The organism is Sphaerisporangium sp. NBC_01403, from assembly GCF_045040145.1.
GTDB lineage: Bacteria > Actinomycetota > Actinomycetes > Streptosporangiales > Streptosporangiaceae > Sphaerisporangium > Sphaerisporangium viridialbum.
This window is the reverse complement of the sequence record NZ_CP109534.1, coordinates 8,222,314-8,244,117: the sequence shown is the minus strand read 5'-3', so window position 1 is coordinate 8,244,117 and position 21,804 is coordinate 8,222,314. Positions and strand designations below refer to the sequence as shown.

General features: G+C 70.5%; 24 protein-coding genes. 11 read left to right on the top strand and 13 right to left on the bottom strand.

Translation table 11 applies throughout. The annotated features are described in order from the left end of the window. Position 1: 1 nt before the first annotated feature. The 6 genes from OG589_RS37200 to OG589_RS37175 all read right to left on the bottom strand — a co-directional run bounded on the left by OG589_RS37200 (position 2) and on the right by OG589_RS37175 (position 6,500). Positions 2-880 carry a potassium-transporting ATPase subunit C gene (locus tag OG589_RS37200; RefSeq protein WP_405143061.1) on the bottom strand — a complete coding sequence of 293 codons (879 nt, stop codon included), beginning with the start codon at positions 878-880 and terminating at the stop codon, positions 2-4. Next, complete coding sequence (gene kdpB, locus OG589_RS37195; protein WP_405143059.1) at positions 881-3,028, bottom strand: potassium-transporting ATPase subunit KdpB; 2,148 nt, start codon at positions 3,026-3,028, stop codon at positions 881-883. After that, a complete protein-coding gene (gene kdpA / locus OG589_RS37190) occupies positions 3,028-4,689 on the bottom strand; it encodes a potassium-transporting ATPase subunit KdpA (RefSeq protein WP_405143057.1) in 1,662 nt (553 codons plus the stop codon). The genes kdpB and kdpA overlap by 1 nt, the downstream gene beginning before the upstream one ends. Next, positions 4,689-4,778 (bottom strand): K(+)-transporting ATPase subunit F, encoded by a 90-nt coding sequence (gene kdpF, locus OG589_RS37185; RefSeq protein ID WP_114029906.1) that lies wholly within the window; start codon positions 4,776-4,778, stop codon positions 4,689-4,691. Before kdpF ends, kdpA begins: the two co-directional genes overlap by 1 nt. A gap of 398 nt (positions 4,779-5,176) precedes the next feature. Then, complete coding sequence (locus OG589_RS37180) at positions 5,177-5,800, bottom strand: copper resistance protein CopC (RefSeq protein ID WP_405143056.1); 624 nt, start codon at positions 5,798-5,800, stop codon at positions 5,177-5,179. A gap of 103 nt (positions 5,801-5,903) precedes the next feature. Further along, the gene (locus OG589_RS37175; RefSeq protein WP_405143054.1) at positions 5,904-6,500 is read right to left on the bottom strand and encodes an MFS transporter; all 597 of its coding nucleotides are present in this window, start codon (positions 6,498-6,500) and stop codon (positions 5,904-5,906) included. 287 nt (positions 6,501-6,787) lie between these two features. On the opposite strand from OG589_RS37175, the gene tuf reads away from it, so the two are divergent. The 4 genes from tuf (at position 6,788) to OG589_RS37155 (ending at position 11,097) form a co-directional block, all read left to right on the top strand. Continuing rightward, a complete protein-coding gene (gene tuf, locus OG589_RS37170) occupies positions 6,788-7,960 on the top strand; it encodes an elongation factor Tu (protein WP_405143053.1) in 1,173 nt (390 codons plus the stop codon). Between the two features lie 197 nt (positions 7,961-8,157). Beyond that, the gene (locus tag OG589_RS37165; protein ID WP_405143051.1) at positions 8,158-8,655 is read left to right on the top strand and encodes a GNAT family N-acetyltransferase; all 498 of its coding nucleotides are present in this window, start codon (positions 8,158-8,160) and stop codon (positions 8,653-8,655) included. A gap of 432 nt (positions 8,656-9,087) precedes the next feature. After that, complete coding sequence (locus OG589_RS37160; protein WP_405143050.1) at positions 9,088-10,722, top strand: cellulase family glycosylhydrolase; 1,635 nt, start codon at positions 9,088-9,090, stop codon at positions 10,720-10,722. Between the two features lie 168 nt (positions 10,723-10,890). Next, a complete protein-coding gene (locus OG589_RS37155) occupies positions 10,891-11,097 on the top strand; it encodes a hypothetical protein (RefSeq protein ID WP_405143048.1) in 207 nt (68 codons plus the stop codon). An 81-nt stretch (positions 11,098-11,178) separates the two neighbouring features. Here OG589_RS37155 and OG589_RS37150 read toward each other — a convergent pair whose 3' ends face one another. Both OG589_RS37150 and OG589_RS37145 read right to left on the bottom strand, forming a co-directional pair. Further along, positions 11,179-11,709 (bottom strand): hypothetical protein, encoded by a 531-nt coding sequence (locus OG589_RS37150; RefSeq protein ID WP_405143047.1) that lies wholly within the window; start codon positions 11,707-11,709, stop codon positions 11,179-11,181. A gap of 81 nt (positions 11,710-11,790) precedes the next feature. Further along, positions 11,791-12,396: a hypothetical protein gene (locus tag OG589_RS37145; protein ID WP_405143045.1), complete on the bottom strand. Its 606-nt coding sequence runs from the start codon at positions 12,394-12,396 to the stop codon at positions 11,791-11,793. A gap of 269 nt (positions 12,397-12,665) precedes the next feature. Here OG589_RS37145 and OG589_RS37140 point away from each other — a divergent pair, with 269 nt between their 5' ends. The 5 genes from OG589_RS37140 (at position 12,666) to OG589_RS37120 (ending at position 16,838) form a co-directional block, all read left to right on the top strand. After that, a complete protein-coding gene (locus tag OG589_RS37140; RefSeq protein WP_405143043.1) occupies positions 12,666-14,219 on the top strand; it encodes a M28 family metallopeptidase in 1,554 nt (517 codons plus the stop codon). Between the two features lie 144 nt (positions 14,220-14,363). Beyond that, positions 14,364-14,594: a DUF2277 domain-containing protein gene (locus tag OG589_RS37135; RefSeq protein ID WP_405143041.1), complete on the top strand. Its 231-nt coding sequence runs from the start codon at positions 14,364-14,366 to the stop codon at positions 14,592-14,594. Positions 14,595-15,186: 592 nt separating this feature from the next. Further along, complete coding sequence (locus OG589_RS37130; protein WP_405143039.1) at positions 15,187-16,245, top strand: PP2C family protein-serine/threonine phosphatase; 1,059 nt, start codon at positions 15,187-15,189, stop codon at positions 16,243-16,245. 111 nt (positions 16,246-16,356) lie between these two features. Continuing rightward, on the top strand, positions 16,357-16,569 hold the full coding sequence (locus OG589_RS37125) for an NAD-dependent epimerase/dehydratase family protein (RefSeq protein WP_405143037.1): 213 nt from the start codon (positions 16,357-16,359) through the stop codon (positions 16,567-16,569). A 41-nt stretch (positions 16,570-16,610) separates the two neighbouring features. After that, the gene (locus tag OG589_RS37120) at positions 16,611-16,838 is read left to right on the top strand and encodes a hypothetical protein (RefSeq protein ID WP_405143035.1); all 228 of its coding nucleotides are present in this window, start codon (positions 16,611-16,613) and stop codon (positions 16,836-16,838) included. Between the two features lie 58 nt (positions 16,839-16,896). Here the strand turns inward: OG589_RS37120 and OG589_RS37115 are convergent, their stop codons facing one another. The 3 genes from OG589_RS37115 to OG589_RS37105 form a co-directional block, all read right to left on the bottom strand. Then, on the bottom strand, positions 16,897-18,189 hold the full coding sequence (locus OG589_RS37115; protein WP_405143033.1) for an ArsB/NhaD family transporter: 1,293 nt from the start codon (positions 18,187-18,189) through the stop codon (positions 16,897-16,899). After that, positions 18,186-18,629 carry a CBS domain-containing protein gene (locus OG589_RS37110; RefSeq protein WP_405143031.1) on the bottom strand — a complete coding sequence of 148 codons (444 nt, stop codon included), beginning with the start codon at positions 18,627-18,629 and terminating at the stop codon, positions 18,186-18,188. The genes OG589_RS37115 and OG589_RS37110 overlap by 4 nt, the downstream gene beginning before the upstream one ends. Positions 18,630-18,770: 141 nt before the next feature. After that, positions 18,771-18,902, bottom strand: coding sequence for a hypothetical protein (locus OG589_RS37105; protein WP_405143030.1), 132 nt, complete (start codon positions 18,900-18,902; stop codon positions 18,771-18,773). Between the two features lie 10 nt (positions 18,903-18,912). Here OG589_RS37105 and OG589_RS37100 point away from each other — a divergent pair, with 10 nt between their 5' ends. Next, positions 18,913-19,266: a hypothetical protein gene (locus OG589_RS37100; protein WP_405143029.1), complete on the top strand. Its 354-nt coding sequence runs from the start codon at positions 18,913-18,915 to the stop codon at positions 19,264-19,266. Beyond that, positions 19,263-19,673, top strand: a complete 411-nt coding sequence (locus OG589_RS37095; RefSeq protein ID WP_405143028.1) for a hypothetical protein — start codon at positions 19,263-19,265, stop codon at positions 19,671-19,673. The genes OG589_RS37100 and OG589_RS37095 overlap by 4 nt, the downstream gene beginning before the upstream one ends. Positions 19,674-19,704: 31 nt before the next feature. Here OG589_RS37095 and OG589_RS37090 read toward each other — a convergent pair whose 3' ends face one another. After that, positions 19,705-20,901: a site-2 protease family protein gene (locus OG589_RS37090; protein WP_405143026.1), complete on the bottom strand. Its 1,197-nt coding sequence runs from the start codon at positions 20,899-20,901 to the stop codon at positions 19,705-19,707. Beyond that, entirely contained in the window at positions 20,898-21,797 is a 900-nt protein-coding gene (locus OG589_RS37085; protein ID WP_405143025.1) for a universal stress protein, read from the bottom strand. Before OG589_RS37085 ends, OG589_RS37090 begins: the two co-directional genes overlap by 4 nt. Positions 21,798-21,804 lie beyond the last annotated feature (7 nt).

Genomic DNA, 21,804 nt, shown 5'->3' with positions numbered 1-21,804 from the left:
GCTATCCCTTGAGCCGGTCGAGTGCCAGGTTCAGCCGCAGGACGTTCACCCCGGGTTCGCCCATGAATCCGAGGCTGCGACCCGTGGTGTACTCGTCGATCAGCTTCCCGACCTGGGCCGGCGTGAGCCCGCGTTCCCTGGCGACCCGGTTGGCCTGCAGGTGGGCGTAGGCGACCGAGATGTCCGGGTCGAGGCCGGAGCCGCTGGCGGTGACCGCGTCAGGAGGCACGACGGCCTTCGCCGAGCCCCGCACCGCGACCGTACGGCCGCTCGCGTAGTCCTCGCCGGGCCTGCCGCACTCGACCTTCACACCCCTGTACTCGGCGACGAAGGGTGCCGAGGGGCAGGCCTGGTTGACGCTGACGGCGCGGGTGGGCGTGCCGACGGCCGGGAAGACCTTCAGCACCGCGCCCACCCCGTCGGGCGTGCAGTACGGCCGCGCGCCGCTGACGCCCTCGAGCTCGCCGATGGCCTTGCTCCTGGCGCAGACCTGGGTGAGCAGGCTCTGCCTGCCGGTGTCGGGAGCGCCCTCCGCGTCCTTGGCCCCGGGCACCGCGAGGGTGTCCACGATGTCCTCGGGGCCGAGGTTGCTGGCGGCGGTGGACGTCATGTCGTACCCGTCACCGGCCGCCGAGGGACGGCTCTGGAAGTACTTCCTCACCGGGTTGCCTGAGCCGTCGGTGAAGCTCTGGCCGACGAGGGAGCTGCCCGTGTCCCTGCCGTCCTTTCGCACGAGCGAGCCGTTGGCGCTGTCGTTGAACACGGCCTGGGCGATGCCGGTGACCAGGAGGGGATAGATCGCCCCGGTCACCAGGGTGAGCACGAGCAGCGCGCGCAGCGCGGCCACGTGCTGGCGGATCCAGCTTGGCAGGCGTTCCATTTATGACATCCCCGGAAGGAACTGGACGACGAGGTCGATGATCTTGATTCCGACGAACGGGACGACGATGCCGCCGAGGCCGTAGACGTAGAGGTTGCGGTTGAGCAGCTTGGAGGCGCTCGAAGGGCGGTACCTGACGCCGCGCAGCGCCAGCGGGATCAGCGCGACGATGATGATGGCGTTGAAGATGACCGCCGACAGGATCGCGGACTGCGGGCTGGCCAGGCGCATGACGTTGAGCGCGCCGAGGCCGGGATACACGGCCGCGAAGATCGCCGGGATGATCGCGAAGTACTTGGCGATGTCGTTCGCGATCGAGAAGGTCGTCAGCGCCCCCCGCGTGATCAGGAGCTGCTTGCCGATCTCGACGATCTCGATCAGCTTGGTGGGGTTGGAGTCGAGATCGACCATGTTCCCGGCCTCCTTGGCGGCCGAGGTGCCGGTGTTCATCGCCACTCCGACGTCGGCCTGGGCGAGCGCGGGAGCGTCGTTGGTGCCGTCGCCGGTCATGGCGACCAGGCGCCCGCCCTGCTGCTCCCTGCGGATCAGGGCCAGCTTGTCCTCGGGGGTCGCCTCGGCGAGGAAGTCGTCGACCCCCGCCTCCGCGGCGATGGCCTTGGCCGTCAGCGGGTTGTCTCCGGTGATCATCACGGTACGGATGCCCATCTTGCGCATCTCGTCGAACCGCTCCCGCATGCCCTGCTTGACGACGTCCTTGAGGTGGATGACCCCCAGCACGCGCGCCCTGCCCCGGAGCACCTCGCCGACCACCAGCGGCGTCCCGCCCGAGGCGGAGATGCCGTCCACCAGGTCGCCGACCTCGGCGGTCGGGTGGCCGCCTTGGTCGCGCACCCACTTCATGACCGCCGTGGCGGCCCCCTTGCGCACCTGGCGGCCGTCCACGTTGACGCCCGACATGCGGGTCTGGGCGGTGAACGGGATCCACTCGGCGTGGGCCAGCTCCCCCGGCTTGCGCTCCCGCAGGCCGTACGCCTGCTTCGCGTAGACCACGATGGAACGGCCTTCGGGGGTCTCGTCTGCGAGGCTCGCCAGCTGGGCGGCGGCGGCCAGGTCGTCCGGGGCGACCCCGGGCGCCGGCGCGAACTCCGACGCCTGCCGGTTGCCGAGCGTGATGGTGCCGGTCTTGTCCAACAGCAGGGTGCTCACGTCGCCCGCGGCCTCGACCGCGCGTCCGCTCATCGCGAGGACGTTGCGCTGGACGAGCCGGTCCATGCCCGCGATGCCGATCGCCGACAGCAGCGCGCCGATCGTCGTCGGGATGAGGCAGACCAGGAGCGAGACCAGCACGATGCCGGTGACGCCGTTCGCGGTCAGGGCGAGCGAGTCGGGGATGCCGGGGTTGACCGCCTTGGAGTAGATGGCCAGCGGCTGCATGGTGGCCGTGGCGACGAGAAAGATGATCGTCAGCGCGGCGAGCAGGATGTTGAGCGCGATCTCGTTGGGGGTCTTCTGCCGGTTGGCCCCCTCGACCAGCGCGATCATCCGGTCGATGAAGCTCTCGCCCGGCCGCTGCGTGATCTGTACGACGATCCGGTCCGACAGCACCTTGGTGCCGCCCGTGACCGCCGAACGGTCGCCGCCCGACTCGCGGATGACCGGTGCGGACTCGCCCGTGATGGCGGACTCGTCCACGCTGGCGATGCCCTCGACCACGTCGCCGTCGCCCGGGATGATCTCTCCGGCCTCGACGACCACGAAGTCGCCCTGCCTGAGCTCGGGTGCGCCCACGGTTTCCCACGAGACGGCGCTCTGGCCGGCCCGCCAGCCCGTGAGGCGGCGCGCCATAGTGTCGCGCTTGGCGGCGCGCAGCGTGGCCGCCTGCGCCTTGCCCCGGCCCTCGGCCACGGCCTCGGCGAGGTTGGCGAACACGACGGTCAGCCAGAGCCAGACCACGATCGCCCAGGCGAAGATCGAGGGGCTGGTGACCGCGAGAACGGTGGTGAAGACCGCGCCGATCTCGACGATGAACATCACCGGGTTGCGCCACAGCGTGGCGGGGTTCAGCTTGCGCAGGGCGTCCGGCAGGGAGGTGAGGAGCTGCTTGGGGTCGAGCAGACCGCCCCCGACCTTGCCGTTCCTGTCCGGCGCGGGTGTACGGCCCGGCGCGCGGAGCACTGGGGTTGCCATTACGAGATTCCTTCTGCGAGCGGCCCGAGCGCCAGGGCGGGGAGGAAGGTCAGCGCGACCAGGATGATCGTCACACCGACGACCATGCCGACGAACTGCGGCCGGTGCGTGGGCAGCGTGCCCGCCGACGCGGGCACGGGTGCCTGCCTGGCCAGCGAGCCCGCGAGGCCGAGCACGAAGACCATCGGCAGGAAGCGTCCGAACGCCATGCACAGGCCGAGCACGGTGTCGTACCACGGGGTGTTCACGGTGAGACCCGCGAAGGCCGACCCGTTGTTGTTGGAGGCGCTGGTGAAGGCGTAGAGCACCTCCGACAGGCCGTGCGGCCCGCCGTTCAGCATGCTGGCCCGCTCCGCGGGCGAGCCCATGGCCAGGGCCGTGCCGATGAGCACGAGCACCGGTGTGGTCAGGAAGTACAGCGACGCGAGCTTGATCTCGCGGGCACCGATCTTCTTGCCGAGGTACTCGGGCGTGCGGCCGACCATGAGGCCCGCGACGAAGACGGTGATCACCGCGAGCACGAGCATGCCATACAGGCCCGATCCCACACCGCCGGGCGCGACCTCCCCCAGCATCATGTTGGCCATCGGCACCATGCCGCCGAGCGCGGTGAACGAGTCGTGGAAGGAGTTGACCGCGCCGGTCGAGGTCAGCGTCGTGGCCGCGGCGAAGGTGCCGGAGTTGGCGACGCCGAACCTGACCTCCTTGCCTTCCATCGCGGCGCCGACGGCCTGCGGCACCGTGCCGTTGTGCGCGAGTTCGAGCCCGGTGAGCACGGCGACGCTGGTGAAGGCCAGGATGCCCATGATCGCGACGATCGCGTAGCCCTGCCGCCTGTCGCCCACCATGCGGCCGAACGTGCGGGGCAGCGCGAACGGCAGCACCAGGATCGCGAAGACCTCGACCCAGTTCGTCCAGCTACTGGCGTTCTCGAAGGGATGAGCGGAGTTGGTGTTGTAGAAGCCGCCTCCGTTGTTGCCCAGCTCCTTGATGATCTCCTGGCTGGCGACCGGGCCGCCGGTGATCCCCTGCGTGCCCCCGGCGAGCCTCGCGACCTCGTGGACTCCCGAGAAGTTCTGGATCAGGCCGCCCGCCACCAGGACGATCGCGCCGACGAAGGCGATCGGCAGCAGGATGCGCACCGTGCCACGCACCAGGTCGACCCAGAAGTTGCCGAGGTTCTCGGTCCGCTTGCGGGCGAACCCGCGGACCAGCGCCATCGCGACGGACATGCCCACCGCGGCCGACACGAAGTTCTGCACGGCCAGGCCCGACATCTGCACCAGGTGGCCCATCGTGGACTCGCCTGAGTACGCCTGCCAGTTGGTGTTGGTGACGAAGCTGACGGCGGTGTTCCACGCGATGTGGTCAGGGACGGGAGCGAAGCCGAGGTTCAGGAAGAGCCTGTCCTGCAGGCGCTGGAACGCGTACAGGAACAGGATGGAGACGGCCGAGAAGGCCAGCACGCTCCGGGCGTACGCGCTCCACCGCTGCTCGGCGTCCGGCCGGACGCCGACGAGCCGGTAGATCACCCGCTCCGGCGCCAGATGTCGCGCGCTGGTGTAGACCCGGTACATGTAGTCGCCCAGCGGCCGGTGCGTCAGCACCAGGGCGAGGACGAGGGATCCGATGAACAGGATCCCCGCGGCGGCGGTCGACATCAGAAGCGCTCCGGGAACAGCAGGGCCGCGACCATGAAGATCACCAGACCGGCTGTGACCACCAGTCCGGCGGCGTTGACAGCGCTCACAGGCGCTCCACCGCCTTGACGACGAACCCGATGATCACGAATATCGCGATCGTCAGGGCGACGAAGATGACGTCAGCCATCCCCACTCCTCAAATCCGGACGAACATGCTTCCGACCGCCCAGGTCGGACGGTCTTCACAGTCAGCAAATCGCGGGATTTGAGGGACTTGGCGGGTCTTGACGGCTTCCATACGCCCCGAGGCCGATTATTGACGCGATCCCTACGCCGGACCGCTCGCACGCTTCAGGACAGGCTCTCCGGCACCCCAAGCCCATCCCATCGATCGGCCCTTTTCGGAGATATCCGCCCAAGCGGGGCTAAAGAGAGAATGGCGCTACTTGAGCGGATCGTCGCCCAGTTCATCGGCGAGTACCGCCAACAGGTCAGCAGGACGTCGTCACGAGTCTCCCTCGCGGTCCGGCTCGGGGGTGGGGTCCGGGTCGGGCTGCTTCGCCGGTGTCTCCTCATCCGTTCGGGGCGTCCTGCGGCCGGTGAGGAGGAGCGCCGCCCCGATGACCACGAGCAGCCCGAGGCCCGCCCAGACCCATACGGGCACACCGGACTGCGACGCCGTGCCGTCGGGCGCCGTTGCCGGTGCGGTGCCCGCCGCCCCGGTCGGCCGCGCCGTTGCCGAAGGCGCGGCCGCTCCCGCCTGCGAGCCCTCCACGGTGAACGGGATCTCTCCCTCCACGGGGTGGCCGTCGGAGGAGACGATGCGCCAGGCGATGACGTAGCCGCCGGGCGGCAGCGGGCCGGCGACGCTCTCGTACACCTTCGGGCCGTCGGTACGCGGAGGCCCGGACTCGAAGCGCCGTCCGGCGGCGTCGTGCAGGACCACCACAGGGAAGCTGACGCGCGCGCTGAACTCCAGCTCGATCTGGTCGAGCCGCGAGACGGTCGAGTCCTTCGCCGGTGAACTGCTCTTCAGGCTGTCGTGCGCCAGGGCGGGCGGGGCGGCCAGTCCGAGGAACACACCGGACAGGCAGAGCGCCAGCAGCGCTCGGATGACAGGGAATCTCACTGGGAACTCCAAGGTGACACGCGGAAGGCGCGGCCCGCGGGATGCGCCTGTCCGTACGCGGGAAGCGCGCGGGCCCACCAGGTGGCCGCATGCGCGCGCGGACTCAGGGAACCGCGAGAGCCGGGGGCCCGCGCCTGACGACCGCGTGTCGCAGCACCCGCTCGCGACCGGGCGGCGAGACGGCGGCCTCCGCCCGTCTCCGCGGCACGCCGGGGGCCGGGGTCGCGTCCCGCCACATGAGCACGGCCAGGCGCCGCACCGCGTACGCGCCGACGCCGCGCAGGACCGACCACAGGGCCGCCTCACCACGGGACAGCCACCATCCGGTGAGCAGCGTGGCGGTGAGGTGGGCGAGGAGCATGCCGGCGTTCACGCCCAGGCCGTGCCCCTGCGGCAGTACGGCCGTCCCGTGATCGTGATGCGGGCCCGGCACGGAGGGCAGGCCCTGGGGGCTCCTCGGGCCGAGGAACTGGTGCATGAAGACCTGAGCGGCGAGAAGGAGCCCGGTCACGGTGGCGGGCGAGCGTTCGCGCCCTGCCAGCGCCGTCGTGATCGTCATGACCGCCAGCCCGCCGGACAGCAGCACCTGCGGCGCGGGCCCGGCCCCGCCCGCGAACCAGTGCGCCGCGGCGGCGAGCGTTACGCACACGACCGCGAAGACCGCCGACCGCGCGAGCCGTAAGGGCACATTGGCGTGCATGACGCTATGAATCGTCTCATACGCCGTGAAAAGTCGAAGGATCTCAGCGCTGGGAAAACCCGTTGCGAGCGGGCGGAGCCGTACCCGAGCATGGGGGACATGTTCCGGCACGCCTTGTTCTCGACGCCCGCCAGCGCGGGCGTGCGGGCGCGTGCCCTGACGCCTGCCGCACAGCGGCTCGACGGCGCGGAGCGCTGACCCTTTCCCGGACGTCCTGAGTGACCCCGCGGGGAAGGGTCGGCTGAGCTCGCGGGTCACTGCCCGTCAAGGCGTCAAAGGAAAGGAACATGGCCAAGCAGGCTTACGTGCGCAGCAAGCCGCACCTCAACATCGGCACGATGGGGCACGTCGACCACGGCAAGACCACGCTCACCGCGGCGATCACCAAGGTGCTCAGCGACCGGGGCGGCGCGACGTACGTGCCGTTCAGCCGCATCGACCGCACCCCGGAGGAGGCCGCCAGGTGGATCACCATCAACATCTCCCACGTCGAGTACGAGACGGCCTCGCGCCACTACGCCCACGTGGACATGCCCGGGCACGCCGACTACGTGAAGAACATGATCACGGGGGCGGCGCAGCTCGACGGGGCGATCCTGGTGGTGTCCGCGGTCGACGGCATCATGCCGCAGACGCGCGAGCACGCCCTGCTCGCGCGCCGGGTCGGGGTGGAGCACCTCGTCGTCGCCCTCAACAAGGCCGACGGCGCCGACCCCGAGCTGGCCGACCTGGTCGAGCTGGAGCTGCGGGAGCTCCTGGCCGAGCACGGCTACGACGACGTGCCCGTGGTCAGGGTCTCCGGGCTCCGGGCCCTCGAAGGCGACCCCGAATGGGTGGCGTCGGTCGAGTCCCTGCTCCAGGCGGTCGACGACCACATCCCGGTGCCGGTGCGCTACGTCGACGCGCCGTTCCTGATGCCGGTCGAGAACGTCCTCACCGTCACCGGGCGCGGCACCGTGGTCACCGGGGCGATCGAGCGCGGCTCGGTCGCGGTCGGCGACACCGTGCAGGTCGTGGGCCTGGGCGAGGGGTTCACCGCGGTGGTCACCGGGGTCGAGACCTTCGGCAAGACGATGGAGCGGGGCGAGGCGGGCGACAACGCCGCGCTGCTGCTGCGTGGCGTCCGCCGCGAGCAGGTGCGGCGGGGCCAGGTGCTGGCGGCCCCCGGCCGCCAGACGGCGCACCGGCGGTTCACCGCCCGCGTCTACCTGCTCACCGAGGAGGAGGGCGGCAGGAGCACGGCCGTCGCGACCGGCTACCGGCCGCAGTTCTACCTTCGGACCACCGACGTCCCTGGACGGGTGGACCTGCGTGCGGAGGAGATGGCGCTGCCGGGCGAGACGGTCGAGGTGACGGTCGAGCTGGGCAAGCCGGTCGCCCTGGAGACGGGGCTCGGCTTCGCGATCCGCGAGGGCGGGCTGACCGTGGGCGCCGGCAAGGTCACGGCCCTGCTCGACTGAGCTCCGTCCTGGGCTCGGCCGTTCGAGAAGGCGGGGCTTCTATGACATGGAGCTTCCCGTGTCATAGAAGCCCCGCGGAGTCCCACCCGCCGGGACAGGGCGGAGTCCGCATGCCGGGGGCGGGCGGAGTCCCGCATGCCGCGGGCGGAGTGCCGTATGCGTCCCCCGCTGGGCGGGCTGCCCTTAGGATCCGTGGCGTGAGGATCCGTATCGGTCGCGCCGAAGATGTCCCCGCGGTTCTGGCGATGTACGACAGCGCGGTGGCGTGGCTGGCCGCGGCGGGCCGCACCGGGCAGTGGGGTGCGAGCCCCTTCTCGGCCGATCCCGCCCGCGTCGAGCTGGTCACCTCCCATGCCGCCGCCGGTGGCATGCGCGTCGCCGAGGTCGACGGCCGGGCCGCCGGGTGCATGGTGCTCGGGACGCCGATGTCCTACATCGCCCCGGCCCCCGAGCCCGAGCTGTACGTGCAGGCGCTCGTGATCGACCGGGCGTTCGCCGGGCGCGCGGTGGGCACCGCCCTGCTGCGGCGTGCCCGGCAGGAGGCCGTCGAGCTCGGCGTGTCGCTGCTGCGGGTCGACTGCTACGCGGGCGGTGACGGCCGCCTGGTCAAGTACTACGAGAGCCAGGGTTTCACCAGGTCCGAGACGTTCACGGTCGGCGACTGGCCGGGGCAGTTGCTGGAGATGCGCCTCTGAACGCCCCGAAGGCGTCCTAAGGCATCCGCGAGGCGCCGCGCCGCCGACCCCCCCACGCGAGCACCTCGGCCGCCGACCCCCACGCCAGCACCACCGCCGGTGACCCCACGCGGGCACCTCGGCCGGTGATCCCCCCGCCAGCACCACCGCTGGTGAGCCCCACGCGGGCACCTGAAAGTTTCAGCGGATTCACCACGCCCGACCGGCCCTGTGATGCTCCGCCCGCGCCGGGACGGCCGCGTCTTCCGATGTCGTGAGCGCCGGCCGGCCCCGCGTCGTGCCGCCCCCGCTCGTACGGCCCGCCCGCGCCCAAGGCACGCGCTGTACATGTCCGTGGAATGCGCGGACGATGGGCGCGCTCCCGCAAACCGACGGTTCCCCGGCGCTCGCCACATTACTTAACCGGTTAATGCCCCCTGAGAAAGGTGACCCATGAGAAAGCGACTACGGATGGCCGAGGCGGCGGTGCTCTCACTGCTCGCGCTCCTGATCTCGATGCTCGTCGCCGTGCAGCCCGCGCAGGCGGCGGTGGGACTCCGCGTGAGCGGTACGAAGATCGTCGAGTCCGGCGGCAGCGCCTTCGTCATGCGGGGAGTGAGCCACCCGCACGCCTGGTACCCGAGCCAGACCACGTCCTCCCTGGCCGGCATCAAGTCCCTCGGCGCCAACACGGTGCGCGTGGTGCTGAGCGGCGGGCGGTGGACGGCCAACAGCGCCGCCGACGTGGCCAACGTGGTCGCGCAGTGCAAGGCGAACCGGTTGATCTGCGTGCTGGAGAACCACGACACCACCGGCTACGGCGAGCAGAGCGGCGCCGTCACCCTGGACGCGGCGGTCAACTACTGGATCAGCGTCCAGAGCGCGCTGACGGGCCAGGAGAACTACGTCGTCATCAACATCGGCAACGAGCCGTTCGGCAACAACAGCGTCACCCCCAACTGGACCCAGGCCACCACCAGCGCGATCACCCGGATGCGCAACGCCGGGTTCCAGCACCTGCTCATGGTCGACGCGCCCAACTGGGGACAGGACTGGTCCTTCACCATGCGGAACACCGCGGCGAGCGTGTTCAACGCCGACCCGCAGCACAACACCGTGTTCTCGATCCACATGTACGGCGTCTTCGACACGGCGGCGGAGATCAACAGCTACCTGGACACCTTCCAGACGGCCGGGCTCCCGCTGGTCATCGGCGAGTTCGGGTTCAACCACTCCGACGGCAACCCGGACGAGGACACGATCATGGCGCAGGCGCAGACGCGCGGCGTCGGCTACATCGGCTGGTCGTGGAGCGGCAACAGCAGCGACGTGGCCTATCTCGACATGGTGAACAACTTCAGCGCGAGCAGCCTCACGTCGTGGGGCACGCGGATCTTCAACGGCGCCAACGGCATCGCGCAGACCTCCAGGCAGGCGGCCGTCTACACCGGCGGCGGCACCCCCGACACCACACCGCCCACCACCCCCGGCACCCCGGTGGCGTCAGGAATCACCTCCACCGGGGCCACCCTGTCGTGGACGGCCTCCACCGACTCCGGCGGATCCGGCCTGGCCGGGTACAACGTCTACCGCGAGCAGGGCGCCACCGACCCGCAACTCGGCCAGCCGGCCACCAACTCGATCACGCTGACCGGCCTCTCCCCCAGCACGCAGTACCAGGTGTACGTACGCGCCCGCGACGGCGCGGGCAACCTCTCCGGCAACTCCGGCCTGGTCACGTTCACCACGACGAGCGGCGGAGGCGGCGGGGGCACCACCGGGTGCGGGGTCGTCGCGACCACCCAGACCCAGTGGGGCAACGGCTACGTCATCCAGCCGGTAACCGTCACCAACACCGGCCCCGCCGCCATCAACGGCTGGACGGTGACCTTCACCCTCCCGGCCGGGCACACGATCACCGGATCCTGGAACGCGACGTTCACCACCAGCGGGCAGACGGTGACCGCGCGGAACGCCGCACACAACGGGTCGCTGGCGCCCAGCGCCTCCACCAGTTTCGGCTTCCAGGCGAGCCGCCCGGACGGCAACACCCAACTGCCGTCCGCCTACACCTGCACCGCTCCCTGACGCACGCCCACCTGCTGGGGTACGGCCGCGCGGCCGTACCCCAGCGGTCTTTACCCGCTCTTGTCGGCAGATGTCCGTGTGATGCATTTCGGCAGGGAAGGTCTCCAGTGCCCGGCACTCCAGCCGGGCGGCACAATCACTGGGGGATATATGGCAATTATTGCGGATTTGTCCAAACTGCTCGATAAAGAGTACGAGAACAAGAGCCTCGCGGACCTTGTCAAGGCCCCCGTGTCCGCGCTGGCCGGGGTCAGCGAAGGCGACGCGAAGCTCCTCAAGGAGGCCTTCAGAATCAACACGGTTGGCGATATGGGGCGCAACAAGTACTTCCGTACCGCCACCGCGCTGGTCGACCTGGCCGACGGCACCAAGTAACCGCCGTCGTCGCGGACGGCGTCGTGCGCGGCCCCCTTCCTCGGGGGCCGCGCACGAGATCTGCCGAGCGGCGCGGTGCGGTCAGGCCGTTCCGCTCTTCCGGGGCTCACCCGGACCGGCCATCATCTCGAAGGCGTACACGGTGACCAGGCCGTAGATCAGGTGGGGGATCAGGTCGGAAAGCCAGCCTGCCGTACCCCACGTACGCGGGTCGGTCAGGCCGAGTGCCGTCATCGGCGCGTTGGCCACCACGGTCGCCGCGAGCGCGACGCTGACGCCCGCCACCGGCACGGACACCTCGCGAACCGGAACGCGGAGCACACCGTAGGCCGCGCCCAGCCCCACACCCGTCGCGAGCCCGAGCAGCGCGCCGATCCCCTCCTTGCGGCTCTCGGCCTGCTCTCCCTCCCCGACGTCGAGCCCGGCCATCCCCGCGAGCTTCCCGGCGGTCTGGGCGGGCAGGCCGCTGGACGGCCGGCCGCGTACCGCCTGGTCGAGGTAGGTCACCACGTAGAGGGCCGTGGTCCCCGCCGCTCCGGCGAGAGCACCGGCCACGATGTACCGGCAGATGGCCGATCTCCCCATGCGCCGCCCTCCGGTCGCTGCGATCACGTTTCCAACCCCTACCCACCGGCGAACGGCGCAGTGGGAGCACCCGGCAAACGGAGTTCCAGGATCCCCTTCACGCAGTGGCTACACCGCCTCCGCGGCCTGCCCGACTCCCTGGAGCGCGCGGGAGACGTGCTGTTCGGCCAGGAAGTGGCCGACCCCGATGACCAGCGCGATGGGCCACTCGATGATCTCCAGGGCCGTGAGCACGCCCAGCGCCGCGTAGAAGGCGAGCCGGTTCGGCGGCGGCAGCGTCACCCTGCCGACCACCGGCAGGGTGACCGACGGCTTCCGCGCCTCGGCCCGCGCGATCGCGGCACGCGCCGACGGGGTGGACCGCCGCGCCTTCTCGCCCTCGGCCGCGGAGGTCTGCCGCGCCTTCTCGGCCCTGGCGGCGGAGGGCTTGCGCGCCTTCTCGGGCTTGCCCTCGGCCGGCTGCTTCTCGCTCCTGCTCCGCGTGGTGGCCTCCGAGGCCTTGCTCCGCGCGGTGGACACCGAGGCGGTGGCCGCGCTCCCGGTGGCGGCGGCCCTGGCCTTCGCCGCCTGACCACGTGGCGAGCCGTTCGAGGCGGACCGCTGCGTCTTGCCGGCCTTGGTGGCCCCTGTGCCGTCCGACGCGGCGGTACGCCGGGCCTTACCCGTCTGACCTGGTGATTTACCATCCGGGACAACGGTAGTCTTCTGTGCCATAGCGGCCTCCGTGGAGTCAGGAACGTATGGCCCATCCCCTCCCCCACATGCCCGGTAACGCCGCTTGGCTGGGACTTTGCCCGGTGTGGGCACGGCATGACGAGGCTGTGGCCCGGCGGCATTCCGCACGGCCGAACGATCATTTGGCGGTTTTTCACGAAATATCGTCGTAAGACGCCTCACCCCTTCACGAATTGGTCAAGTCCGACTACGTTCAGCGGTCAGCAGCAATTCGGGGACTCATCCATTGGATCCGAAGGAGAAGCTGAATGCGCTTCACCCTCCGTACGAGGGCGGGCATCGCCACCGCGACCACCGCCCTGATACTCCCCCTGGTCGCGGCCACACCGGCCGGCGCCGATCCCGACCCCGCCCAGCTGGCCCGTACGATCACGGCGCCAGGGGTGAAGCAGCACCTGCAGAAGTTGCAGCAGATCGCGGACGCCAACGGCGGCACGCGGGCGGCCGGGACGCCCGGCTTCGCCGCCTCCCGTGACTACGTGGCCGACCGGCTCAAGAAGGCCGGCTACAAGGTGACCATCCAGCCCTTCGAGTTCCCGTACTTCCAGCAGAACGCCACCGCCCTGCTGCAGCAGATCTCCCCAGACCCGAAGGTCTACGCCCCGACCCCGGCCGACGGAAGCGCGGTGGGCGAGTTCGCCACCATGACCTACTCCGGCTCGGGCGACGTCACCGCGCCCCTGCAGAACGTCGACCTGACCCTGCCGCCGGCCCCGGCGCCGAGCTCGACCTCCGGCTGCGAGGCGAGCGACTTCGCCGGGTTCACGCCGGGGAACATCGCCCTTCTGCAGCGCGGCACCTGCAACTTCCAGGTGAAGGCGGAGAACGCGCAGGCCGCGGGCGCGGCCGGGGCGATCATCTTCAACGAGGGCCAGGCAGGCCGCACCGATACGCTGCAGGGCACCCTTGGCGCCCCCACCGTCAAGATCCCGGTGGTCGGCGCCAGCTTCGCCGTAGGGGAGGAGCTGTCCAGCCCGGCCGGCACGGTCGTACGGCTGAGGACCGACACCACCAGCGAGGTCCGCACCACCCAGAACGTCGTCGCCGACTCCAAGTGGGGCGACGCGAGCAAGGTGGTCCAGCTGGGCGCCCACCTCGACAGCGTCCCGGCCGGGCCCGGCATCAACGACAACGGCTCGGGCACCGCCGCGATCCTCGAGGTCGCGACCAAGCTCGCGAAGATCCCGACGAGGAACAAGCTGCGCTTCTCCTTCTGGAGCGGCGAGGAGCTCGGCCTGCTCGGCTCCGAGCACTACGTGGCCACCCTGTCGGCCGAGGAGCAGGCCAGGACGAAGCTCTACCTCAACTTCGACATGGTCGCCTCGCCGAACTACGCGCTGAAGATCTACGACGGTGACGACTCCGACGCCACGGGCGCGCCCGCCGGCCCGGCCGGATCCGACGAGATCGAGAAGCTCTTCGAGAAGTACTTCGACACCCTGCGCCAGGGCCACGTGGGCACCGACTTCGACGGCCGCTCCGACTACGGCCCGTTCATCGCCGCGGGGATTCCCGCAGGTGGCCTGTTCACCGGCGCCGAGGGCATCAAGACCCCCGCGGAGCAGGCGCTCTTCGGCGGCACCGCGGGGAAGGCCTACGACTCCTGCTACCACCAGGCCTGCGACACGCTCGCCAACATCAACGACAAGGCGCTGGCGCTGAACACCGGGGCCATCGCGACGGCGGCCGTGGTCTACGCGTTCAGCCGTGACCTGCCCGGTCCCGACGCCCGGGCGCCGCTCGCCTCGCGCGTCGCGGCCCGGCCCACCGGCGCCGACGTCCACGGACGTCCTGCCGCCTGACCTGGCCGAGGGTGGTCACGCGCCCGCCCCGCGCGGGCGCGCGGCCACCCGTCCATCGCTCGATCAACCCGTGCCGGCTGGGGTCACCCCTGGCTCCGCCGCCACGGGCGCACGCGTCCCGGCGGCATGACGTACCGTCCTGTCATGTGCCGGAGTATCAAGACCCTTCGTGAGCCCTACACCAGCGACGTCACCGACGACGACGTACGGGCCGCCGCGCTCCAGTATGTGCGCAAGATCTCGGGGTTTCGGTCCCCGTCCGCGCGCAACGCGGAGGCCTTCGAACGGGCCGTGGACGTCATCGCCGCGGCGACCCAGAACCTTCTCGACGAGCTCCAGCTCAAGCAGGTCGCCCGTCAGCGGTCCGAGATGTGATCCGACCCTACGCCGCCTTAATCACCCGCCTAATCACAATATTTCGCCTTTTTGGATAATTATGGGTTTTACCGGCGAGGCCACGAGCGGGAAAGTCGAAGACCTATATCGAATCCGTCCCAGTTGGCCCATCCCAGAGTAAGGTTCGATTCATGAGGCCTTCAGAGACCTCCCGGCTCGAATCGTGCTCGGGCAGGCTCGGTCCGGCTTTCAGGCGCTGAGAGCGTCCAGTTCGTTCGTGCTGTGAGGTCGTCGAGGTGCTTACTCGCGTAGGTGGGGACTGGTCGAAATTATCCCCTTTCGCGGTCGTCGGTGGTTTTTGTGATGAACGGGTCGCGCATGCGTGCCGTCCTCGGCGAGATCCCCCGAGTCGACGACACGTTCCGACCGCCGATCCCCGTGGTCGTCCCGCTCATAGCTGTGACCGGCGCGTAAGGTCGCGGCGCTGTTCGTGGATTCTCCGCCTTGTTACAGTGGCCGCGGAGCACCGGGAAGTCTGGTCGGCATACCACCGAAATAGACCCATTCCGCGGAGGCATCCTGTGGCGAGCGAGCCAGGTGGCGCACCCACCGTCACTGCTGCGGAGTGCCTATGACCCCGGTCAGTCGCAGAACGCAGTGGCTCATCGCGTCGCTGCCCGTCGCTTCGCTGGGCGTCGTGACCGCCGTGGACGTCGTGACCGGCCCCGACCTTGGCTACCTCCCCCTGCTGGCCGTCGGCCCGGCGTTCGCCAGCCTGGTGGGCGGCGTGCGCCGCACTGTGCTGATCGGCGTCATCGCGCTGGTCCTGTCACTGCTGCTGGCCCTGTACAACGACGTCCTCGGCGACCGGCAGAGCAACATGAGCCTGGTCTCGATCACCGGGGTCACGGCGGCGAGCATCCTCGCCACCGCCGGGCGGCAGCGGCGCGAGCGTGAGCTGGCCAGCGTGCGGTCCGTGGCCGAGGTGGCGCAGCGGGTGCTGCTCCGGCCGGTCCCCCGGCGGGCCGGCCATCTCCGGGCGGCCGTCTCGTACACCTCGGCGAACGCCGAGGCGCGCATCGGCGGCGACCTGTACGAGGTCGTCACGGGTCCGAACGGGGTCCGCGCGATCGTCGGCGACGTCCAGGGCAAGGGGCTGGAGGCGGTCGAGACGGCGGCACTGGTCCTCGGCGCGTTCCGCGAGGCGGCCCACGACGAGCCCGACCTGCGCGCCGTCAGCGGGCGGCTGGAGAAGGCCCTCAACCGGCGGCTGTCCGGCGAGGAGTTCGTCACGGCGATCCTGGTCGACGCCGACCCCGGCGGCAAGCTCACCTTGCTCAACTACGGCCATCCGCCGCCGCTGATCCTCCACGCCGACGGCAAGATCACGATGGCGGAGCCAGCGGACACCGCGCCGCCGCTCGGCCTCGCCGTCCTCCAGGTGGAGGGCCCCAACCCGCACCAGGTCGCGTTCGGCCCCGGCGACCAGATCCTGCTGTACACCGACGGGGTGATCGAGGCGCGTGACCGCGCGGGCCGTTTCTACCCGCTCACCGACCGCGCCTTCCTGCTGAAGGACGACGATCCCGAGGCGGCCCTCGAAGCACTCCGGCTCGACCTGGTCGCCCATGTCGACGCGCCGCTGCACGACGACGCGGCGATGCTGCTGCTCCGGTGCCGTGAGGACTGACGCCTGGGGCCTTCCCCAGCGCCGGCCGGAGAGGCCACGAGTTCTTACGTCCCGCGAACATCTCGCGGCGCCGTGGGCCACAGCGGAGCGGCCCTGGCTAGCCTCGGCAGCGTGAAGGCACTGGTCACCGGCGCCGCCGGTTTCGTCGGAAGTCATGTGGTCAAGGCACTGCACGCCGCCGGGCACGAGGTGACCGGTCTCGACCTGCGCGAGCAGGCCCCCGACGCCGCCGTGCGGGAGGTCACCGGCGACCTGCGTGGCCCCCTCTTCATCGAGAGGGCGCTCGGCGGCGTGGACGTGGTCGCCACCAGGCGGCCAAGGTAGGGCTCGGGGTCGACGGAACGCGCGTTCCCGCGGGAGAGCTGGTGGCCTGCAATGTGGCCAGCGGTCAGCCGCACACGATCGGGGAGATGGCCGCCGCGCTCGCCTCCGAGCACGGCGGTCCCGGCCCGGTCACCACCGGGGAGTATCGCTTGGGCGATGTGCGGCACATCGTCGCGTCTCCTCACCGCGCCGCGCGGGTGCTGGGGTTCCAGGCCGCGATCGGATTCGCCGAGGGGATGCGGGAGTTCGCCCTGGCGCCACTGGGATGACTCACCACGGCGACCTCACGAAGCAAGCTCGACCGCACGGCCGATTTCGCGGTGATGGCTACATCAGGTAGCGCAGCCACAGATATGGCGCGACCAGCGCGACGTTCACGACGGTGACGATGAGGCCGTACTTGGTGAACTCCCAGAAGCTGATCGGCGTGCGGTTGCGCGCGGCGATGCCGATGACCACCACGTTGGCCGCGGCGCCTACCGCGGTGGCGTTGCCGCCCAGATCGGCACCGAAGGCCAGCGCCCACCACAGCACCTGTCCCGGGCCGTTGCCGCCGTTGGCCTGCACGAGGTCGGCCACGATGGGGCTCATGGTCGCCACGTAGGGGATGTTGTCCACGATGCCCGACAGCGCTGCGGAGGCCCCCAGCAGCACCATGGTGGTCAGCCCGAGCTGTCCCGAGGTCGCGTTCACCGCGAACTGGGAGATCTGGCCGATGACACCGGTCTCCACCAGGGCTCCGACCATGACGAACAGCCCTGCGAAGAAGACGAGGGTCGGCCATTCGACCTCGGCGATCGCCTGCTCGGTGGTGACCTTGGTGGCGGCCACCAGGATCCCCGCGCCCAGGATGGCCACCACCGACGGCTCGTAGTGCAGCACCGGGTGGAGCACGAAGGCGGCCATCACCAGGGCCAGCACGGCCAGACTCTGCCACAGCAGCAGCCGGTCGGCGATCGCCTCGCGCTCGTTGAGCTGCATGACCTCAGCAGCGCGCGCGGGATCGTAGACGAAGGACCTGCGGAACATCACCCGGCACAGCCCGATGAACACGACCGTCAGCACCAGCACCATGGGCGCCATGTGGACCAGGAAGTCGTTGAAGCTCAGGCCGCCGCGGCTGGCGATGATGATGTTCGGCGGGTCGCCGACCAGGGTTGCGGTGCCGCCAATGTTGGAGGCCATCGCCTCGGCGATGAGAAAGGGCACGACCGGCAGCGCCAGCCGTTCGCACACCAGGAACGTCACCGGCGCGATCAGCAGCACGGTGGTGACGTTGTCCAGCAGCGCCGACGCGCAGGCGGTGATGACGACCAGCAGCACCATCAGCCGGTACGGCCTGCCTCTGGCGCGTTTGGCCGCCCAGATGGCCAGGAACTCGAACACACCGGTCTGCTTGAGGACACCGACGATCACCATCATGCCGAGCAGCAGGAAGATGACGTTCCAGTCGATCCCGGTGTGCTCGGAGAAGAACGCGGCCCCCGAACCGGTGGCGTGGATCAGCAACATGATCCCCGCCCCGCCGAGCGCCGCCGCTACCCGATGGATACGCTCGGTGGCGATCAGCGCGTACGCGCCGAGGAACACCGCCACCGACAGCCAGGCGAGAACGGTCACGAGTTCAGTGCCCGCTCCATCAGCCTCTTCAGCGTGATCGCGCCCGCTAACCCGTGCTCGCCGACCACCGCCACCAACGGGCTGTGGGTGCGTGCCATCAGCGCGGCGATCTCCAGTAACGTGGCGTCCGGGTCGATGATCGGCAGTTCGCGCACCTCACGGGGCAGCGCCTCGCGTACGGTGCGCCCGGCCATCGAGCGCAGGAAGGTGTCGGCGTGCGCCTCGTCCACGACACGTGCCAGCGCCGGATCGTCCTGGCAGTAGCCGGGCACGGCCAGCCTCAGCACCTGTGTGCCCGCCAGGATGGTCGAAGGCAGGCCGTCGCCGTCGACCACGATCAGGCCGGGCAGATCCTGGTCTGCGAGCAGGCGTGCCGCCTCGACCACAGGGGTGTCGAGCGTCACGGTGGGGAAATCGGTGAGCAGATCGCGAGCGCGCATAGCGGCCTTCCAGGGTCGGCAATGGAACCGCCGACCAGACTTCCCGGCTCACCTGCGGCCAGCCTATCAATGATCGTGTACCCGAGAAAGGTGAGTATCGCCTCGTCGCCGGCCCCGAGCGGGCGGCCGGCGAGCCGGGGTTCACCATGGGGACAGCACCAGTGACTGGAGCAGCAGCCCTGTGATCGCCTGGACGGCTAACCAGCGCCGCCCGGGGGCCATGCTCGCGGCCAGGCCGATCCACAGGGCGTAGGGCACCCAGATACGCTCCACCTCGCCTCGGGTGACCCCGCTGACGTCCAGCGCCAGCACCGGGCCGATGCGGGCGGCCGGGCGCGAGAGCCTGCTGGCGCTCGGCATGACGGACCGGCGGTTCGGCTATCCGCTGGAGATGGTGCTGCGCGCGTCCGCCGCGGGATGGCGCATCGGCGAGGCCGAGGTCGACTACCTTCCGCGCGCGGGCCGCTCCAGGGTGACGGGCACGGTGCGTGGAACGCTGCGCGCGATAATAGGTGCGCCGCGTCATGGCCGAACAGGACGGAGCGGCATGAGGGCCGGCCGGATGGGTGGGGTCACCGGCGCGCACCGGATGGGCTCCATATGCCGGATCCCGGCTCAACGAGGTGGTACGGCATGAGCTGGCGAGGAGCAACGGCCGGGCAGGTGCTGGTGATCGCGAAGGAGCCCGTGCCGGGGAAGGTGAAGACCAGGCTGACCCCTCCGTTCACTCCGGAGGAGTCCGCGGGGCTGGCCGCCGCGGCGCTCGCCGACGGCAACATCGGGATCGGCGGCGACCCGGAGGCCCTGCTGCGGCGGGCACGCGAGCTGGTGAGATCCGGTGGCACGGTGATCACCGAAGTGCTCCCGCCGCAGACGGCGAGCCGCGTGGACCGGGTACGGCTCCGCCGGGGAGGGGCCGCCGGGGAGTGGTTCACGTGGGCCACGGTCTCCGCGGCCGATATGCCGGATCTCGCCAGGGACGCCGGGTTCACCCGCACCGGATGCTGGAGCAGGTCCGGCCGCTGGTTCGCCCACCTGTGCTGAATCCCAACCGAGGGGCGCGAGGTCGTGACGGTCAGGCGCCCGGGTCATGCAGGGGCTGGCCAGGATGGTCCTGCTCGGTGTCGCCGGGCTGTCCGGCGTTCTGGCGGGAGGAGGTCGTGCGCAGCACCGCCTGCTGGAGGGCCCGGGTCAGGTCGGCCGTGGTGACCATGCCCACGACGTGCCCGGCCTCGGCGACCACGGCCATCAGCTCGCCGGTGCCCGCCGACGGCTCCAGGATGCGGGCGGCGTCGTCATCGGGAGAGAGCAGGTGGTCGGGCGGCAGCGGTCGCGCCACCGTCGCGATGCGCCTGTCCTGGCGCTGCTCGGGAGGGATCGCCGTGAGCGCCTCCAGGGAGAGGGTGCCCGCCGAGTGCCCGCCGAAGTCCACGACGGGGAAGACGGTCTGGTGCGAGTGCAGCGCCACGACCGTGATGAAGTCGTCGATGTCCTGCCAGGCCGGGGCCACGTCCGGCGACGTCGTCATCACGTCGCGCACCCGCCAGCCCTTGAGTCCCTCGTGGGCGGCCCTGACCAGGCCCTCGCTCCGGGCGGCGCTGGCCAGGAACCAGCCGATCAGCATCATCCACAGCCCGCCGGTCCAGCCGAGCAGGATGAGCTCCATGCCGCCCACCGCGATCAGCGACATGCCGAGCACCTGCCCGGCCTTGGCCGCGGAACGGTCGGCGCGCACCCGGTCGCCGTGCATGCGCCACAGGGCCGCGTGCAACACCCGTCCCCCGTCCAGAGGGGATCCGGGAAGCATGTTGAAGACGGCCAGCACGCCGTTCATCAGGGCGAGCCACCGTACGGCCGCGACGATCAGGGCGGGACCGTTGAGGAGCACGACCGCCAGGTAGAAGACGCCCGACAGGGCGAGGCTCACCAGCGGGCCCACGACCGACACCTGGAACTCGTCCTTCGGGGACTTGGTCTCCCCCGCGAACTCCGTCACCCCGCCGAGCAGCCACAGCGTTATCGACTTGACCGGCACCCCTCTGCGGAGGGCGACGATCGCGTGGGCGAGCTCGTGTGCCAGGAGCGAGCCGAGGAACAGGACCGACGCCCCGGCGGCGACCATCCAGTACCGGGCGGGAGGCTGGCCCGCGACCGCCTGCGGGAGCACCGTGGTCGCCAGCACTCCCCCGATCAGGACGACGATCATCACCGTGGACCAGTGGGCTCCCACGGGGATGCCCGCCACGTGGCCGAGACGCACGCTCTGCTTCACGCGCCCTCGCTCCTCTCACCGTCGGGTGCCGAAGGGGAGTGACCTGATCGCACGACGGCGACCGGGCAGTACGCGTGGTGGAGCACGCCGTGGCTGACCGAGCCGAGGACGGCGGAGCCGATGGCGCCCCTTCCTCTGGAGCCGACCACCACCAGGTCGGCCTGCGACGACGCCTCGGACAGTGCCTCGACCGGGTGGGTGCGTACCATCGCGTCGCGCACCTCCACCTGCGGATACTTCTCATGCCACGGGGCGAGCTGCTCCTTCGCCGCGCGCTTGCCCATGTCGTAGACCCTTTCGAGGTCAGGGGTGTAGCTGGCGAACATCGGGAGGTAGACGGACATCTGCCACGCGTAGACGGCGCGCAGCCGGGCTCCCCGCAGGTGGGCCTCCTCGAAGGCGTACTCCAGCGCGGCCTCGGACTCCGGCGACCCGTCGTGGCCCACGGCGACCTCTCCGTGGACGGTGTCCTGCGGGTGGCCGGCCACGACGACCGGGCATTCGGCGTGCCCCGCGACGCCCATCGACACCGAGCCGAGCACCAGCCCCATGAATCCGCCCAGGCCCCGGGTGCCGACCACCAGCTCGACGGCGTCTCGGGCCTCGTTCAGCAGCTCGGCGCGCACCCTGCCCGTGAGCGACGCCGTCTCGACCGCCAGCCCCGGGACCCGCTCGCGGGCCGCCTTGGCGGCTTCGGCGAGCACGCCCCTCGACTGCTCCGACAGGGACTCCTGGAACCCGGGCGGCGTGCCGAGTGACTGGTCGAACATCCAGGGCTCGGTGACGTGCACGACGCGCAGGCCCCGGTCGCGCCGTACGGCGTCGTCGGCGGCCCACCGTACGGCGGTCAGCGCGGCGGGCGAGCCGTCCACACCTACGAGGACGTGTCCGTTCATGGCCTTC